This is a genomic window from Marinomonas colpomeniae (genome assembly GCF_014803385.1).
Taxonomy (GTDB): domain Bacteria; phylum Pseudomonadota; class Gammaproteobacteria; order Pseudomonadales; family Marinomonadaceae; genus Marinomonas; species Marinomonas colpomeniae.
The window spans coordinates 150,584-167,206 of sequence record NZ_JACYFC010000002.1 but is presented as its reverse complement, the minus strand read 5'-3'; the positions used below and the strand labels follow the sequence as shown (position 1 = coordinate 167,206).

Sequence of the window (16,623 nt, the reverse complement as noted above, 5' to 3'; positions counted from 1 at the left end):
GAAATGGATCGACTGTGCCACACTTTGAGACTATTCAAAAAGGCGCCCAACAAATGGGCGTTGTTTTATCTGATGAGACTATTCAGATACTTGTAAACTATCTTGCTATGCTCGAAAAATGGAATAAGGCTTACAACCTGACTGCTATTCGTGATGTTGAGCAAATGATTTCTTTGCATTTGTTAGACAGTTTAGCCACCTTACCTTATATAACAGGTGAAAATATTATAGATGTTGGTACTGGGCCTGGCTTGCCTGGTATGGTGCTTGCTATATGTTATCCTGATAAACGTTTCACCTTATTAGATAGTAATGGTAAAAAAACCCGTTTTTTAACTCAGGTTAAAATGGAGTTAGGCATTCATAATGTCACTGTGGCGAATGAACGAGTTGAGAAACATCAATATCAGGGTCAATATGACCATGTTATTTCTCGAGCCTTTGCTTCTTTACAAGATATGATTAATTGGACATTACCTCTTCCAAAAGATTCTGGTAATTTTTTAGCCATGAAAGGTGTTTACCCTAGTGAAGAAATAGCGGCATTACCGAAAGAGGTTGAGTTAGTTTTTGCTGAACCTCTAAATGTGCCAAATGTTCAGGCTGAGCGTCACATGGTAGTGATGACGCGTAAAGGATAAAGAATGGCAAGAACCATTGCAGTTACTAATCAAAAAGGTGGTGTTGGCAAAACCACTACTTGTGTAAATTTAGCGGCATCACTTGCTGCGATGAAACGCCGAGTTTTATTGATTGATTTAGATCCGCAAGGTAACGCTACAACGGGCAGTGGCTTGATTAAAGGCGAGCTAGATACAAGCGTATACGATGTATTAGTTGGCTCGCATGGTGTAAAAGAAGTCATGAAAAAAAGTATGCCTGGTGAATACTGGGTATTACCCGCTAATGGTGACTTAACCGGTGCAGAAGTCGCTTTACTGGATTTACCAAGTAAAGAAACCAGACTTCGTGCTGGGCTATATGAAGTTGACAATGATTTTGATTACATTTTATTAGATTGTCCGCCTGCATTGAATATGTTGACGGTAAACGCATTAGCAGCCTCTCAGGGTGTTCTTATCCCTGTACAGTGTGAATATTATGCACTGGAAGGACTAACTGCCTTACTGCAGACTATTGAGCGTATTACTCAAACACTGAACCCATCTCTGGAAGTCGAAGGTATTTTACGAACCATGTATGATCCTCGTCCTAGTTTAACTCATGATGTATCTACACAGCTTCATAAGCATTTTGGTGAAAAAGTTTATGACACTGTTATCCCTAGAAATATTCGTTTAGCTGAATCACCTAGTTATGGTTTACCTGTATTGCATTATGAAAAACAATCGCGAGGGGCTATTGCTTACCTTGCATTAGCTGGTGAATTTATCCGTAAGTGTGTTGCGTAATAACTGTTTAGATCATATTTTAATTATTAGAATTTAAGTACCAATTAGGGTTAGTGAAATGACGATGAAAAAAAGAGGCTTAGGTCGCGGCTTAGATGCTTTATTAGCACCACAAACTACTGAAACAAAAGAAGTAAATGGTGGCTCTAATAATGATCAAGTAAAAGGTCTAACGTATTTACCTGTTGAATGGCTTTCAAAAGGTAAATTTCAACCTCGTCGTGACATGAACCCAGCACAGCTTGAAGACTTAGCTTCTTCCATTCGTACACAAGGTATTATGCAGCCTATCGTGGTACGACCAAATGGTCATAATCAATATGAAATTATTGCCGGTGAGCGTCGCTGGCGTGCGGCAAAAATTGCAGATCTGACTCAAGTACCGGTTATTGTTCGTCATGTAGAAGATGCTGATGCTGTTGTATTAGCATTAATTGAAAACATTCAACGTGAAGATTTAAATCCTGTTGAGGAAGCCTTGGCATTACAGCGATTAGTTGAAGATTTTAATCTCACTCAACAAGAGGTTGCTGATACGGTTGGTAAGTCTCGATCTACTGTTGCAAATTTATTACGCTTGTTAGGTTTAACGCCTGAAGTACGACGTTTATTAGAGCATGGTGATATCGAAATGGGTCATGCTCGTGCGTTACTTCCATTAGAGCATGACAAACAAATTCAAGCCGCTTCGCAAGTTGTTACTCAATCCCTTTCTGTTCGTGAAACAGAAAAACTGGTTAAAAACTTCCAAATAACAAAAAAAATTGAAGACAATAAACCTGTCTTGCCTGATTTAAGTGCAGAAGCTGAACGTATTAGTCAAAAAATCAATGCTGCTGTAAAAATACAGCCTTCAGCAAAAGGTAAAGGTAAACTCGTTATAGAGTATCGTAATCCAGAACACTTGGAACTCTTGATCAATGAACTGCTAGAAGTCAAATAAAATAAATTTTAAAAGTTATTTTATTTGACTTAACAAGATGTCTAGAAAGTTATTTTGCTTATCACTTTAAGTTGAATACAGCTGCTATTACCCATATAATGCCTCGAATTTTATAAATCATCACATTGATTGCACTTTTATAGTGCGAATAGAGAGCTAGGTAATGGGAGTAAATAAGCCGCTAAGTGCAAGCGCAATTATAAGCGCGAAAAAGCAGGCTGTATTTCGCTTTATCTTATTACAGTTTTTACTTACTTTTCTTATATCATTGGGAATTTTTTATATCGCTGGCGGTCTAAGTTCATATTCTTTTTTACTGGGTGCATTTTCTAGTTTATGCCCCAGCTTCTATATGGCTTTTCGAGTCTTCGGACATAAGAAAATACGTCCAGCAAAAGAAGTTGTTAGATCATTTTATCGCGGGGAAGCTGGTAAATTAGTAATGACAGCAGTTTTATTGTCGCTGGTTTTTCTTTTGATAAAACCTTTATCTGCAGAGTACTTTTTTGCAGGTTTTGGTACGGCTATTTTGAGCCATTGGCTCAGTCCTTTTTTGCTGAAAAACTAAAGCGAGAAAGAAAAAGATTTTAATCATTAAAAGAGCGTGGATGTAATTATGGCAAGTGAAAATCCAAATGCTTCCGAATATATAAAGCACCATCTTCAGAATTTGACCTACGGTCAACATCCTGATGGCAGCTGGGGTATAGCGGAAACATCACAACAAGCATCTGATATGGGCTTTATGGCCATTCATTTAGATACTATGGGTTTCTCTATTGGTCTTGGTGTATTGTTTTTGTGGTTGTTCCGTATGGCCGCTAAGAAAGCTTCTACTGAGACACCAACAGGACTGCAAAATTTTGTAGAAATGATGGTTGAATTTGTAGATAACTCAGTAAAAGAAAGTTTTCACGGTAAAAGTAAAGTTATCGCTCCATTAGCGTTGACTATTTTTGTCTGGATTTTCTTGATGAATCTTATGGATTTAATTCCAGTTGATTTTATCCCTAAGCTTGCGCACGACGTGTTTGGATTGAGTTACTTTAAAATAGTCCCAACAACGGATATAAATGCTGCATTAGGTATGTCTCTATCTGTCTTTTTCTTAATTATTTTCTATAGTATTAGTATTAAAGGCATTGGTGGTTTTACAAAAGAGCTAACATTACAGCCTTTTAATACACCAATTATGATCCCGTTCAACTTTGTGTTGGAAATGGTAGGCTTGCTTGCAAAACCTGTTTCATTAGCATTACGTCTATTTGGTAACCTTTATGCAGGTGAGTTGATCTTTATACTGATTGCTGTTTTACCTTGGTTCGCACAATGGGCTTTGTCGGTACCATGGGCAATATTCCATATCTTAGTAATCACATTGCAAGCATTTATCTTTATGATGCTAACCATTGTTTACTTAAGTATGGCGCACGAAGAACATTAATGATTTTGTAATACCCTTGTTTTTTAAACCTTGTAAATTAAAACTTAAAGTTAGGAGTTAAAATGGAACTAGTAGTAAGTATGACGGCTATCGCAGTAGCAATGCTAATTGGCTTTGCTGCATTGGGTACAGCCATTGGTTTTGCCATCCTTGGTGGTAAATTTCTAGAAGCAAGTGCTCGTCAACCTGAACTTGCACCTATGCTACAAACTAAAATGTTTATCGTAGCTGGTCTTTTGGATGCAGTTTCTATGATTGGTGTTGGTATCGCTTTGTTCTTTACATTCGCGAATCCTTTTATTGCTCAGGTTGCTGGCTAAGTTTTCAACTTAATTTGAAAACTTTTTTAAACGACTTAGAGCGAGGATATTAGCGTGAATTTAAATCTCACACTTATAGGCCAAGCTATTTCGTTTGCGATTTTTGTCTGGTTCTGCATGAAATATGTGTGGCCACCAGTGATTGCTGCGCTCGAAGAGCGCAGTAAAAAAATTGCAGACGGTTTAGAAGCAGCAAATCGTGCTTCACGTGACCTTGAATTGGCGCAAGAACAAGCCACTCAACTTATACGTGAAACCAAAGATGATGCGGCCGATATAATTGAACAAGCCAATAAACGTGCTAACCAAATGATTGAAGAGGCTAAAGAACAAGTGATTGCTGATGGCAAACGCTTGCGAAAAGCAGCTCAAGCAGAAATTGAACAAGATGTATTGCGTGCTAAAGAAGCATTGCGTGCTCAGGTTTCAGTTCTTGCCTTTGCTGGTGCTGAGAAAATTTTGGGTGCCACAATTGACGAAAAAGCACATAGCGAGATCGTTGAAAAACTCGCTAAAGAGCTTTAAGCGAGGGTTTAATGGCTGAATTAAAAACAGTCGCGCGACCGTACGCTAGAGCCGCTTTCGAAGTTGCTCGCGAGCAAGGACACATTACAGAATGGGCTGATATGTTAAACATATTAGCTACTGTAACAGTTGATCCTAAGCTTAAAGTAGCACTTGGAAACCCAGCTTTTAGCGCGGAAGAGAAGGCAAACGCTCTAGCGGACGTTTGTGCTGAAGTAACAACAGAACAGGGTAAAGCATTTTTGCTTACTCTTGCTGAGAATAAGCGTTTAACTCTTATCCCAGCAATTTCTATGTTATTTCAACAGTTCAAATTGAATTTCGAAAAAGCCGTAAATGTTAATTTTACGTCAGCATTCGAATTATCAGCTGAGCAAGCACAAGCATTAGCCGCTTCATTGAGTAAAAAGTTAGACCGTACTGTTAACTTGATCAATGAAACTGACGCGAGCCTGATTGGTGGCGTGATTATACGTACAGGTGACTTAATCATCGACGGTTCAGTACGCGGTAAATTAGCGAAACTGTCCGAGGCGATAAACTCCTAGTGTTTCGTTAAATCGAAACCAGGGTTGAGGAATTTAGCATGCAGCAACTGAATCCATCTGAGATCAGCGAGATTATTAAGAAGCGCATCGACAACCTCGATGTTACTTCTGATGCCCAAAATGAGGGCACAATTGTCAGTGTGGCAGACGGTATCGTTCTGATCCATGGCTTGGCAGATGTTATGTACGGGGAAATGATTGAATTCCCTGGTGGTATTTTTGGTATGGCCTTAAACCTAGAGCGTGACTCTGTTGGTGCGGTTGTATTGGGTCAATACCAAGACCTTGTAGAAGGTCAAAAAGTTAAATGTACAGGTCGCATTTTGGAAGTTCCAATTGGACCTGAATTGCTTGGTCGTGTTGTTGACGCATTGGGTAATCCAATCGACGGCAAAGGCGATATCAATGCAAAATTAACTGATAAAGTTGAAAAAGTGGCGCCAGGCGTTATTGAACGTCAGTCAGTAGATCAACCGATTCAAACTGGTTATAAAGCCATTGATGCAATGGTGCCAATCGGTCGTGGTCAGCGTGAGTTGATCATCGGTGACCGTCAGATTGGTAAAACAGCATTAGCTATCGATACCATTATTGCTCAGAAAAACAGTGGCATTAAATGTGTTTACGTAGCGATTGGTCAGAAACAATCTACTATTGCAAACGTAGTACGTAAGCTTGAAGAAGCTGGCGCGATGGAATACACCACTGTTGTTGCAGCGGGTGCATCTGATCCAGCGTCTATGCTTTTCTTAGCGCCATATACTGGCTGTACTATGGGTGAATATTTCCGCGACCGCGGTGAAGACGCTTTGATCATTTATGATGATTTGACGAAACAAGCTTGGGCTTACCGTCAAATTTCTTTGCTTCTTCGTCGCCCACCAGGTCGTGAAGCGTATCCTGGAGACGTTTTCTACCTCCACTCTCGTCTTCTTGAGCGTGCGTCTCGTGTAAACGTTGACTATGTAGAAAAATTCACTAACGGTGAAGTGAAAGGTAAAACAGGTTCTTTAACTGCTTTGCCAATCATCGAAACCCAAGGTGGTGACGTATCTGCTTTCGTACCAACTAACGTTATCTCCATCACAGATGGTCAGATATTTTTGGAAACGAGCTCGTTTAATGCGGGTATTCGTCCAGCGATGAACGCCGGTATTTCGGTATCTCGTGTTGGTGGTGCAGCGCAAACTAAGATTGTCAAAAAACTTGGCGGTGGTATTCGTCTTGCTTTGGCTCAGTACCGTGAATTGGCAGCATTCGCTCAATTCGCATCTGACCTAGACGAAGCGACTCGTAAGCAGCTAGAACATGGTAAACAGGTTACAGAACTGATGAAACAAAAGCAGTTCTCTCCTATGGATGTAGCTGATATGGGCGTAGTTCTTTACGCTGCTAATGATGGCTTCCTTGAAGATGTTGAAACAAGCAAAATTGGTAGTTTTGAAACCTCTTTGTTGGGTTACATGAACAGCGAACACGCTGATCTGATGGCTGACATTAACAAAACTGGTAATTTTAACGGCGAGATTGAAGCGACATTTAAAGCGGCAATCGAGAAGTTCAAAGCGACGCAAACTTGGTAATTATTTTGGTGGCAGGCTAATTTAGCCAGCCACCATTTTGTTGCAGTTTGTGAAATAACATTCTCACAAGGGCAGTTCATTATGGCAGTCGGAAAAGAGATACGTACTCAGATTTCGAGCATTAACAATACGCGTAAAATTACTCGTGCTATGGAAAAAGTAGCTGCAAGTAAAACGCGTAAAGCTCAGGATCGTATGGCCGCTTCTCGTCCGTATGCGGAACGAATTCGCCAAGTAGTTGGTCATTTGGCTAACGCGAATCCTGAGTATAAACACCGTTACCTTATCGAGCGTGAGGCGAAGCGTGTTGGTTATATCGTGATCTCTTCTGATCGTGGTTTATGTGGTGGTTTGAACGTTAACGTGTTCAAAACAGCCATTAGAGACATGAAACAGTTTGCTGATTCAGGTGTGGAAATTGACATTTGTACAATTGGTTCTAAAGCTGTTTCATTCTTTCGTAACTACGGTGGAAATGTAACATCTGCTTTCACTGGCTTAGGTGATGCACCTAAAGCTGACGACTTAGTCGGTAGTGTGAAAGTTATGTTAGACGCGTTTGACGAAGGTCGTATCGATCGTCTTTTTGTGGTTTCAAATGAGTTTGTTAATACAATGACTCAGAAACCAACGGTTGAACAACTTTTGCCATTAAAAGCAGAAGAGAATGCAAAATTAAAGCACCACTGGGATTATATTTATGAGCCAGAACCTGTTGAAATTTTAAACGAGTTATTGGTTCGATATATTGAATCTCAAGTATATCAATCAGTTGTTGAAAATATTGCGTGTGAACAAGCAGCTCGTATGCTTGCGATGAAAAATGCGACGGACAACGCTGGTGATATCATTGATGAATTACAGCTGGTGTACAACAAGGCTCGTCAAGCAGCAATTACTCAGGAAATTTCTGAGATAGTCAGCGGCGCGGCAGCGGTTTAAGGTATTTAGGTTTTTAAGAGGATCCGAACATGAGTAGCGGACACATCGTACAAATTATCGGTGCGGTTATCGACGTGGAATTCCCACGTGATAACGTGCCAAAAGTATATGATGCCCTGACCATCGAGGGCAAAGAGTTGGTGTTGGAAGTTCAACAGCAACTTGGTGACGGTATCGTTCGTACCATCGCCATGGGTTCTACTGACGGTATGAAACGTGGTTTGGCTGTTGAAAACACAAACAGCCCAGTTTCTGTTCCTGTTGGTACTAAAACATTAGGACGTATTATGGACGTTCTAGGTAACCCAATTGATGAAAAAGGCCCAATCGGCGAAGAAGAGCGTTGGTCAATTCACCGTTCAGCTCCTTCTTACTCTGAGCAGTCTTCTAGTAATGAATTGTTAGAAACAGGTATCAAAGTAATCGACCTCGTTTGTCCTTTCGCAAAAGGTGGTAAAGTTGGTCTGTTTGGTGGTGCCGGTGTTGGTAAAACCGTAAACATGATGGAGCTTATCCGTAACATCGCAATCGAGCACAGTGGTTACTCTGTATTTGCTGGTGTTGGTGAGCGTACTCGTGAGGGTAACGACTTTTACCATGAGATGACTGATTCGAATGTAATCGATAAAGTATCTCTTGTATACGGTCAAATGAACGAGCCACCAGGTAACCGTCTACGTGTTGCATTGACTGGTTTGACTATGGCAGAGAAATTCCGTGACGAAGGTCGTGACGTACTTTTCTTCGTAGATAACATCTACCGTTATACGCTTGCTGGTACGGAAGTATCTGCATTGCTAGGTCGTATGCCATCTGCGGTAGGTTACCAGCCTACACTTGCTGAAGAGATGGGTGTTCTTCAAGAACGTATCACCTCTACTAAGACTGGTTCTATCACGTCTGTTCAAGCGGTATATGTACCTGCTGATGACTTGACTGACCCGTCTCCAGCAACGACGTTCTCTCACTTGGACGCAACAGTTGTATTGTCTCGTGATATCGCATCTTTGGGTATTTACCCAGCGATTGATCCACTAGACAGTACTTCACGTCAGCTTGATCCTCTTGTAATTGGTCAAGAGCATTATGACGTAGCACGTGGCGTACAAATGGTATTGCAACGTTATAAAGAGCTTAAAGACATCATCGCAATCTTGGGTATGGACGAGTTATCTGAAGAAGATAAGCAAACGGTTAACCGTTCTCGTAAAATCCAGCGTTTCTTGTCTCAGCCTTTCTTCGTAGCAGAAGTGTTTACTGGTTCTCCAGGTAAGTATGTTTCTTTGAAAGACACTATTCGTGGCTTTAAAGGCATCTTGGATGGCGAATTCGATGACCTTCCAGAGCAAGCGTTCTACATGATTGGTAGTATCGACGAAGCGGTCGAGAAAGCTAAGAAACTTTAACCATCACACGTAGCAAGAGCGTTGTAAGGCGCTTTTGCTAAGTATGACTAAGAGAGGCAACTTATGGCTATCACAGTACACTGCGATATCGTAAGCGCTGAACAAGAGATTTTTTCCGGTACGGTTCAATCTCTTGTGGCTGCAGGCAGCTATGGTGATCTAGGTATTTTTCCTGGCCACGCTCAGTTGTTAACAACTCTGCAACCAGGTCCTGTTCGTGTGGTTAAAGAAAATGGTGATGAAGAGCATATCTTCGTGTCAGGTGGCTTCCTAGAAGTTCAACCTCACCGTGTCACTGTTTTGGCTAATACAGCTATTCGTGCAAGAGACTTGGATGAAGAAGCGGCTCTAAAAGCTCAAAAGCATGCTCTTGAACTTTTAGCTGAGCAGAAACCTGACGTCGACTACACTCGTGCGACAGCGGAACTAGTGGAAGCTATGGCCCGTTTGCGTACAATTCAGCAGTTCCGTAGTAATAAATAAGCGGTAATGTTGAGTTTGAAAGTCAAAAAAAGCAGCCTAATGGCTGCTTTTTTATTATCTGCTTTTTGTCGTTAAGTCTATTTCTGGAGTGTTAAAGCATTTTCCAGAGTGTATCGAAGATAATTTGCTGAGCTTTGGCGATGTCTTTTGATTCTAAAACGACAGCAGAAGGAAAGTTGTTACTTGCCAATGAAATGATGGCACATTTTGGTGGATAAATAGCAATATAACTCGCGTCAACGGCACCTTCAGTTTTTATCCATTTACGTTCTGATAGTTCAGCTTCTTCGCCACCATCTCCTAAAGCTATTACCTTTACATTAATACCTAATTTTACTCGTTGCTTGGTGTAGTTTGGAAATGGGCGATATAAGAATGGGCGAATAGGTTTAGACGAAAATACACAGTATTCTTTATGGTCTTGTTCGGACACCACGTTTAAAATATCGCGCAGTACCCATTCAATACCGTCGTCTCCTTCGTAATAACGGACGTTAGTATGATGATAGTCCGGTTGCTGTTGGTGTAGGTTTGGAATAATCGAAGTTTTTAAGTTTTCAATGGTCTTATCTAATCGGTTACGCTTTTCTTCTGCGAGATTTAGCAAAATATCTGGGTTTTCAGCCGTAAAGAAGCGTCGTTTACCCTTAGGGAAATAACTAACAACGCCTTTGCTTTGTAATTGTTTAAGCGATTCATATGCCGTTCCTCGATTGATACCGCTGTGCTCTGCAATATCTCTAATAGAAGACGGGCCAAGCTTCAATAATGTTTGGTAAAGCTGAGCTTCTCTTGGTGTTAAACCGAGTTGTTCAAAAGCTTGTTGAATCATAAGGCTCACAGTATTTGGTCATAATTTGTAGAATGTAATCAGTATTCATATTTTTCAAAGAATACACGTATTGAAAGAAAAAAGCGCAAGACTATAGGCTAGTAAGGAGAAGAAAGTGACAGATGAACAACGATTTGGCGGCATTCGACGCTTATATGGCGATGCTGCATACGAGGCTTTTTCTCAAGCACATGTCTGTGTCATTGGTATTGGTGGAGTTGGTTCTTGGGCCGCAGAAGCATTAGCTCGTTCAGGTATTGGAAAAATCACACTAATCGATATGGATGACATTTGCGTTACCAATACAAATCGTCAGATACATGCTCTAAGTAGCACTATTGGTGAATCCAAAGTCGATGTTATGACAGAACGTGTTAAACAAATAAATCCAAGCTGTGAAATCACTCCGATTGAGGACTTTGCAACCGCCGATAACATGTCTGAGCTCCTCGCTGAGCCTTTTGATTACATTATTGATTGCATTGACAGTATTAAACCAAAAGCCGCTCTAGTGGCATGGTGTAAGAGTAATAAACGTTCTGTTATTACCATTGGCGGTGCGGGTGGGCAAACTGATCCTACCAAAATTCAGACGGCTGATCTGGCTAAAACCGTTGGTGATCCATTAGCGGCTAATTTGCGCAATTTTTTACGTCGTTATTATAATTTCAGTCGAAATACAAAAAGACGCTTTAACATCGAATGTGTTTATTCCATAGAACAATTGAATTATCCACAAGGGGATGGAACTGTATCTAAGCAGCGTTTAAAAGGGGATACAGAAACAAAAATGAACTGTGACACAGGTTTTGGCGCCAGTACTGCAGTCACCGCCACTTTTGGGTTTGTGGCAGTTTCTAGAGTACTTGAAAAGATAGCAAAAAAGGTTAGTTAAGTAGGGTGCAAGGCCTTTTGGCTCCCTACTTATTACTAGATTTTATAGTGATGATGACAATAATTGATGTACTTCATAAGCAGCAAGTACTGTTTCAGTTTGTACGGTGTGACCAGTAATGAAGTCTTTTCCATAAAGTGTTTCATCAGGGTATTCGGTGATAAGTTGCATTGGTATATCCTCTGGCTTGCTTTGAGATATCAGACAAGGGAAGCTATTTATTATGCGAAAATCTGTTTCACCTGCGTGTTGTTTATAAAGCTCAATTTGTTCGTTGTTAAAATCAAGCACACCCGGAATTTCAATTAGTTTTAACGTAACTAGGTGAGCAAATTCTTCTGCGTAGGCTGACCACTTTTCTTCTGGGTTATGTCGAAGAATTAGGAAAAAACCTTTAGGTATGGTCCACATATCAAAACCGCGAGGGACATAACCTGAAAGAGGGCGAGTCCATTCATGAGATGGATAACCATGAAGGTTTATGTGCAACTGAGCTTTACTAATCGTTCTTGCCTTATGGCGAATTTCCTTTTCATATAGGCGCTTTTTATTGCGATATTCTAAATCGTCGCCTAATGCTGTATATCGAGAAGCGTGGTGCATGTGAAAAGGGTTATCTGTAATTAATCTTTGGTGTAAAGCATAACCATCAGGGTTTTCTTGTGGAGAGATTGTAAAGTGGCTGCCTTCTTGTTGATTCAAAATTTTAGCTGCTCGCAATGTACCAATTACACCAGTTGTTTCATTCGCATGCTGACCTCCACTGATCATAACTGGAAAGTCTGATCCTTTATGGTAACGAGCGTTAACTATTCTTCCTGTTATGGTTTCTGCTGTAAAAGTAGACCCTATAATAGCCTCTAATTCTGTTTGAACTTGTTCCATACTTATTGGTGCATGGGCAATATCCAGCGTTTGCTGTCCTTTGGTATTTTGGACATTGTAAGGTCTAGTTTCTATAGAAATACTAAGGCTATTTTCATTTTTATAATTTATTTCAGGTACGATTTGTCCTGGTTGACCGTTTCTGTCAGTTGGGTTGTGCCCCGCTTTTACTTTGAACCATTCTTGTATCGAAAAGTACAAATCTTCATGTAAAGCTTCACTAAGACTGATTACTTCGTGTTTATAAGGAAGTGGCTGGTCTTCCCAAGGTAAAAATACCTGAATATTAAGTTCTTCAAAGTAAGGCTCTGAGTCTTTCCATGTGTATTCTGAAATAGCCTTCATGCCTTGAGAGAATAGATGCTCATAATCCGTCATGAGGCGCTTGTCTAAAGCAATATCACCTTCTAAGTTGGTTATTTTTAACCAACCAGTTGGAGATAGGTGAGTTTGCTTAATCAGATCTTGATGGAGAAAGTTCGGAGAAAAAACGGCATATTGAGTCTGAATACCAGTACTAGAATATAGAATAACCTGATAAGAATCGGTCGCCTTTTTATTGGCAAAAAAATGAATAGGTGTTTTTTTTATCAGTGAGGAAAGAGGATAGGTTTCTAGTAAAAACCGCTTCTCTGACGCCGCCTGATGCTGTGGATAATGCACTTCTACCCTATTAATATCGTTAGATAATAAATCTATATCTTCTAAAAAGAAGTGTAATAGAGGTTTATATGCACTGCGTAACTTGGCAATAATGCCAAGTTTTAAAAACGCGGCTTCAGCCCGTTGACGATTTTTTTGATCGTCAAATACCCATGCTTCTATAAGCTGACCTTTGTATTCTAGATTTCCAAATTCTTCTATTAATTGGTCTATTGTGGGTGTAATAGTGGTTGAAAAAATACAAGTCATCGAGAAGCCTTACCAGTAGGGTCAAGACTGTCACGAAGCCAATCACCTAATAGGTTTAAACCTAAAACTGTTAATAAAATTGCCAATCCAGGAAATACACTAACCCACCAAGCATTTTGAATATAAGTTCGGCCATCCGCTAACATACCGCCCCAACTTGGAGTGAGAGGGTCTACGCCAAGACCAAGAAAAGTCAAACTACTTTCTAATAGAATGTTATTAGCAACATTTAGGGTTGTTAGAACAATGACTGGGCCTATTAAATTAGGTAAAAGATGACGGAACAAAATATTGAAATGACTAACACCAATAGCTTCAGCTGATTGAATAAACTCTCTATCGCGTAATGAAAGAACCGAGCCTCTTACTAATCTCGCATATTGAACCCATTGAGAAATAATCAATAGAAAGATCATATTGCCTAGTCCACCACCGACAATGGCAATAAAAGTAATGGCCAATAAAATAAATGGCATCGCTAATTGAACATCGGCAAAGCGCATAACAATGACATCCCAAAAACCACGGTAGTAACCGGAAATTAGACCCATAATTACGCCTAATACAACGGCTCCAGCAACCGACAAAAAGCCAACTTGTAGAGATACCTTCCCGCCAGCAATAACGCGAGCCATAATATCTCGACCTAGAGGGTCTGTACCAAAGTAATGTTCTGAGTGGGTAAAAGGCTCTAATAAACGAGCGGATAAATTAATTTTATCCGCTCCTGGAAATAAGAAATCAGAAAAGATAACTAGGAAGCAAATACCGCCTGTGAGAAGAGCGCCCAGAATAAACTCTAAGCTCTTATAGTTAGATAGGGTTGTACTAAAACGTTTCACTGACATTTTATTACTCCGTACGAATACGTGGATCGATTAAGCCGTAGGCAATATCAACCAACAGATTAACGCCAACGATAAGCATCGATAGAATGGTGATAACGGCTTGCAATACAGGATAATCTCGACCACTTACTGCATCAAAAGCGAGTGTGCCAAGACCTGGCCAGTTAAAAACTCGTTCGATAACGACGATACCGCCTAATAGGCCACCGAATTGCAGGCCAAAATAGGTAATAAGAGGGATCGCACAATTACGTAAAGCGTGTTTATAAAGTACCGTGTTTTCGCTTAAGCCTTTTGCTCTAGCAACCATAATGTACTGAGCTTGAAGCGTTTCCAGCATAGAAGACCGTACTAATCGAACATTGGTAGCCGTTAGAATGATAGCCATAGTAAAGGCTGGCATTAGGAAGCTGGCAAATCCGTCCATACCACTTGGCGGAAGCCACTGTAGCCAGATAGAAAATATCAAGACCAGCATTAGAGCTAACCAAAAATTTGGGAAAGACAAGCCAATTAGAGAAACGATTCTTATTGTTTGATCAGCCCACTTACCTTTAGAAACAGCGGCTTTGATACCTAATGGAATAGAAATAATAATTGAGACAAACATAACGGTTGCGGCAAGCATTAAGGTAGCAGGTAAGGACTTACTAATGAGATAGGATACAGATGTACCTCCCATAAAACTGCGACCAAAATCAAAGGTGAATATGCCTTTTAGAAAATCGAAATACTGTACAAAAAAGGGCTTATTAATCCCTAGAGCTTCGCGAATCATCATAAGATCCGCTTCTGTCACACTGCCAGCGCCTTGGGTAAGCATAAGGGCTGGATCACCAGTTAGACGTATTGCAAAAGCAACAATTAAGGTAACGACCAGCAGCACAAAGATAGCCTGCAGAAATCGTTTCATTAAAAAGTTCGCCATGACTTTTCCTTTAATAAGAGAGACGATTCAAAAAATCGTCTTTCAGAAAACAGTGAGAACAGTTCAGCTATCGAGAAAGCAAATAACCAAACTGTTCTGTTGACCTCACTCTTCTTAAAACCTGTCTATAAACAAACAACTGACAAGCTGTAAGAGTTATAGGCAGAGTGTTTAGTCAACGGTTACATCATTTAAACGTAAACGGCTATCAGGTACAGGAGTGAAATTTTTTACTCTTGTAGATACACCGAAAATAGCGTTTAGATTATACAAAGGCATTTCTAAAGCACGGTTTGCAGCATAGTTAGCAATAGACTTAAGAATTTCTTCACGTTTTACTTGGTCAGTAATTGAACGTTGTGACTCTAGTAACGCATCTAGTTCAGGATCACTGTCATATGGGTTCCACTTTTCGCCAGTGTGGTACATGAAGTAAGCGGTATTATCATAATCAAGTGTCCAGCCACCCCAAGATTGCTGGAACATTTCACCAGTCTTACCAGCAGGAATAATGTCATTCAGCAGTACATTTGTTTCGTAAGGTTTTATGGTGGCATTCAATCCAATGACTTGTAGGTAACTAGCAACGGCTTGAGAAACTTCATTAAACGTCGAGTTATTGCCACGGATGTCGATTTGAATCTTAGTTCCAGGCTTAATTCCAGCGGCTTTTAAAAGCTGCATTGCTTTGCTTGGATCATAAGGCAAAGGTTTCATTGTTGGATCTTCACCAAACGAAATCGCACTTTGAAAACTAGCGATAGGTGCAGCTTGACCACCCAGAATGGAGTCTATGATTGCTTGACGATCTACTCCGTAGATCATGGCTTTACGAACTCGCTCGTCTTTTGTAATGCCATTTTTTGTATTAAAGCGCAAAGCATAGACTGTCGGACTAACGGTTGTAACAACCTTAAGCTTAGGGTCTTTTTCAATGGTAGAGATCATGCCAATTGGTATGGTTGGAGGGATAACCAAATCAACGCGACCTGACTGCAGTTCTGCAACAGCGGTAGAAGGTTCACTGATAAAGCGATAATTGAGGTTTGTTAGTTTTGGTGCACCGCCCCAATGATTCTCAAAGCCTTCTAATTTAATACCAACTTTAGGCTCGTAAGATTCGAATTTGAATGGTCCTGTGCCCATAGGGTGAGTATTAAAGAAATCTTCACCTTTTTCTTTAATATAGGCTGGCGGTACTATCATGGCACCATAGCCTGCCAGTTTAGTAAGTAATACAGGGTCTGCGGCTTTTAAGTGGAAATCGACTGTGTAGTCATCAATTATTTCAACTGACTCAATTGCTGCATAGTTGGAACGTTGAGGGCCTTTTCTGCCTTCATCACCCATTAAACGATCAAATGTAAATTTAACTGTGTTTGAGTTAAATGCCTCACCATTATGAAATGTGACGCCTTGACGTAGGATAAAACGAATACGAGTGCCGTTATCCAACTGTTCCCATGACGTTGCTAATCCTGGTTGTAATTTCAAATCTGGACCACGATAGGTCAAACCATCGTATATGTTGGTTGCAACAGCAGCCCAATTCACCAAAAAAGTATCAATTGGGTCCCAGCTACCTGGATCTTGCGGTGAAGAAACCGTTAATGTGCCAGCAAAACCCAAAGTAGCCATGGTTAAACTGCTTGTGACCGCGATGGCCTTAAATGCCTTCGTTAGTGCGCTTTTGTTATTCATTATTAACTCCGTTCTT

The 16,623-nt window shown here is 40.4% G+C and carries 18 protein-coding genes; 13 read left to right on the top strand and 5 right to left on the bottom strand.

Annotated features, from left to right (window positions below):
* Positions 1–14: 14 nt before the first annotated feature.
* From rsmG to IF202_RS05920, 12 genes are all read left to right on the top strand, one after another.
* Positions 15–641, top strand: coding sequence for a 16S rRNA (guanine(527)-N(7))-methyltransferase RsmG (gene rsmG, locus IF202_RS05975; RefSeq protein ID WP_191593981.1), 627 nt, complete (start codon positions 15–17; stop codon positions 639–641).
* A gap of 3 nt (positions 642–644) precedes the next feature.
* The gene (locus tag IF202_RS05970; RefSeq protein ID WP_191593980.1) at positions 645–1,412 is read left to right on the top strand and encodes a ParA family protein; all 768 of its coding nucleotides are present in this window, start codon (positions 645–647) and stop codon (positions 1,410–1,412) included.
* 58 nt (positions 1,413–1,470) lie between these two features.
* Positions 1,471–2,355, top strand: coding sequence for a ParB/RepB/Spo0J family partition protein (locus IF202_RS05965; RefSeq protein WP_191593979.1), 885 nt, complete (start codon positions 1,471–1,473; stop codon positions 2,353–2,355).
* Positions 2,356–2,518: 163 nt separating this feature from the next.
* Positions 2,519–2,923: an ATP synthase subunit I gene (locus IF202_RS05960; RefSeq protein ID WP_191593978.1), complete on the top strand. Its 405-nt coding sequence runs from the start codon at positions 2,519–2,521 to the stop codon at positions 2,921–2,923.
* A gap of 48 nt (positions 2,924–2,971) precedes the next feature.
* On the top strand, positions 2,972–3,799 hold the full coding sequence (gene atpB / locus IF202_RS05955) for a F0F1 ATP synthase subunit A (protein ID WP_191593977.1): 828 nt from the start codon (positions 2,972–2,974) through the stop codon (positions 3,797–3,799).
* A 62-nt stretch (positions 3,800–3,861) separates the two neighbouring features.
* Complete coding sequence (gene atpE / locus IF202_RS05950) at positions 3,862–4,119, top strand: F0F1 ATP synthase subunit C (protein WP_036157682.1); 258 nt, start codon at positions 3,862–3,864, stop codon at positions 4,117–4,119.
* Positions 4,120–4,173: 54 nt separating this feature from the next.
* Entirely contained in the window at positions 4,174–4,644 is a 471-nt protein-coding gene (locus IF202_RS05945; protein WP_191593976.1) for a F0F1 ATP synthase subunit B, read from the top strand.
* An 11-nt stretch (positions 4,645–4,655) separates the two neighbouring features.
* Positions 4,656–5,192, top strand: coding sequence for a F0F1 ATP synthase subunit delta (locus tag IF202_RS05940; RefSeq protein ID WP_191593975.1), 537 nt, complete (start codon positions 4,656–4,658; stop codon positions 5,190–5,192).
* 38 nt (positions 5,193–5,230) lie between these two features.
* Positions 5,231–6,775 carry a F0F1 ATP synthase subunit alpha gene (gene atpA, locus IF202_RS05935; RefSeq protein WP_191593974.1) on the top strand — a complete coding sequence of 515 codons (1,545 nt, stop codon included), beginning with the start codon at positions 5,231–5,233 and terminating at the stop codon, positions 6,773–6,775.
* 81 nt (positions 6,776–6,856) lie between these two features.
* Positions 6,857–7,717: a F0F1 ATP synthase subunit gamma gene (atpG, locus tag IF202_RS05930; RefSeq protein WP_191593973.1), complete on the top strand. Its 861-nt coding sequence runs from the start codon at positions 6,857–6,859 to the stop codon at positions 7,715–7,717.
* A 29-nt stretch (positions 7,718–7,746) separates the two neighbouring features.
* Complete coding sequence (atpD, locus tag IF202_RS05925) at positions 7,747–9,123, top strand: F0F1 ATP synthase subunit beta (RefSeq protein ID WP_191593972.1); 1,377 nt, start codon at positions 7,747–7,749, stop codon at positions 9,121–9,123.
* 63 nt (positions 9,124–9,186) lie between these two features.
* Positions 9,187–9,606, top strand: coding sequence for a F0F1 ATP synthase subunit epsilon (locus IF202_RS05920; protein ID WP_191593971.1), 420 nt, complete (start codon positions 9,187–9,189; stop codon positions 9,604–9,606).
* A gap of 91 nt (positions 9,607–9,697) precedes the next feature.
* Here IF202_RS05920 and IF202_RS05915 read toward each other — a convergent pair whose 3' ends face one another.
* The gene (locus IF202_RS05915) at positions 9,698–10,438 is read right to left on the bottom strand and encodes a TrmB family transcriptional regulator (protein ID WP_191593970.1); all 741 of its coding nucleotides are present in this window, start codon (positions 10,436–10,438) and stop codon (positions 9,698–9,700) included.
* A gap of 115 nt (positions 10,439–10,553) precedes the next feature.
* Here IF202_RS05915 and tcdA point away from each other — a divergent pair, with 115 nt between their 5' ends.
* Positions 10,554–11,333, top strand: a complete 780-nt coding sequence (gene tcdA, locus IF202_RS05910) for a tRNA cyclic N6-threonylcarbamoyladenosine(37) synthase TcdA (protein WP_191593969.1) — start codon at positions 10,554–10,556, stop codon at positions 11,331–11,333.
* 42 nt (positions 11,334–11,375) lie between these two features.
* Here tcdA and IF202_RS05905 read toward each other — a convergent pair whose 3' ends face one another.
* From IF202_RS05905 to IF202_RS05890, 4 genes are all read right to left on the bottom strand, one after another.
* Positions 11,376–13,130, bottom strand: coding sequence for a M14 family metallopeptidase (locus tag IF202_RS05905; protein WP_191593968.1), 1,755 nt, complete (start codon positions 13,128–13,130; stop codon positions 11,376–11,378).
* Complete coding sequence (locus IF202_RS05900) at positions 13,127–13,978, bottom strand: ABC transporter permease (RefSeq protein WP_191593967.1); 852 nt, start codon at positions 13,976–13,978, stop codon at positions 13,127–13,129. The genes IF202_RS05905 and IF202_RS05900 overlap by 4 nt, the downstream gene beginning before the upstream one ends.
* A gap of 4 nt (positions 13,979–13,982) precedes the next feature.
* Positions 13,983–14,906 (bottom strand): ABC transporter permease, encoded by a 924-nt coding sequence (locus IF202_RS05895; protein WP_191593966.1) that lies wholly within the window; start codon positions 14,904–14,906, stop codon positions 13,983–13,985.
* Between the two features lie 171 nt (positions 14,907–15,077).
* Entirely contained in the window at positions 15,078–16,607 is a 1,530-nt protein-coding gene (locus tag IF202_RS05890; protein ID WP_191593965.1) for an ABC transporter substrate-binding protein, read from the bottom strand.
* Positions 16,608–16,623 lie beyond the last annotated feature (16 nt).

Coding starts and splice junctions, on each gene's coding strand:
- IF202_RS05965 (WP_191593979.1), top strand. CDS start 1,471: ATGACGATGAAAAAAAGAGGCTTAGGTCGCGGCTTAGATGCTTTATTA.
- atpE (WP_036157682.1), top strand. CDS start 3,862: ATGGAACTAGTAGTAAGTATGACGGCTATCGCAGTAGCAATGCTAATT.
- IF202_RS05905 (WP_191593968.1), bottom strand. CDS start 13,130: ATGACTTGTATTTTTTCAACCACTATTACACCCACAATAGACCAATTA.
- IF202_RS05960 (WP_191593978.1), top strand. CDS start 2,519: ATGGGAGTAAATAAGCCGCTAAGTGCAAGCGCAATTATAAGCGCGAAA.
- IF202_RS05900 (WP_191593967.1), bottom strand. CDS start 13,978: ATGTCAGTGAAACGTTTTAGTACAACCCTATCTAACTATAAGAGCTTA.
- IF202_RS05895 (WP_191593966.1), bottom strand. CDS start 14,906: ATGGCGAACTTTTTAATGAAACGATTTCTGCAGGCTATCTTTGTGCTG.
- atpD (WP_191593972.1), top strand. CDS start 7,747: ATGAGTAGCGGACACATCGTACAAATTATCGGTGCGGTTATCGACGTG.
- atpA (WP_191593974.1), top strand. CDS start 5,231: ATGCAGCAACTGAATCCATCTGAGATCAGCGAGATTATTAAGAAGCGC.
- IF202_RS05890 (WP_191593965.1), bottom strand. CDS start 16,607: ATGAATAACAAAAGCGCACTAACGAAGGCATTTAAGGCCATCGCGGTC.
- IF202_RS05920 (WP_191593971.1), top strand. CDS start 9,187: ATGGCTATCACAGTACACTGCGATATCGTAAGCGCTGAACAAGAGATT.
- atpG (WP_191593973.1), top strand. CDS start 6,857: ATGGCAGTCGGAAAAGAGATACGTACTCAGATTTCGAGCATTAACAAT.
- IF202_RS05970 (WP_191593980.1), top strand. CDS start 645: ATGGCAAGAACCATTGCAGTTACTAATCAAAAAGGTGGTGTTGGCAAA.
- IF202_RS05915 (WP_191593970.1), bottom strand. CDS start 10,438: ATGATTCAACAAGCTTTTGAACAACTCGGTTTAACACCAAGAGAAGCT.
- atpB (WP_191593977.1), top strand. CDS start 2,972: ATGGCAAGTGAAAATCCAAATGCTTCCGAATATATAAAGCACCATCTT.
- IF202_RS05940 (WP_191593975.1), top strand. CDS start 4,656: ATGGCTGAATTAAAAACAGTCGCGCGACCGTACGCTAGAGCCGCTTTC.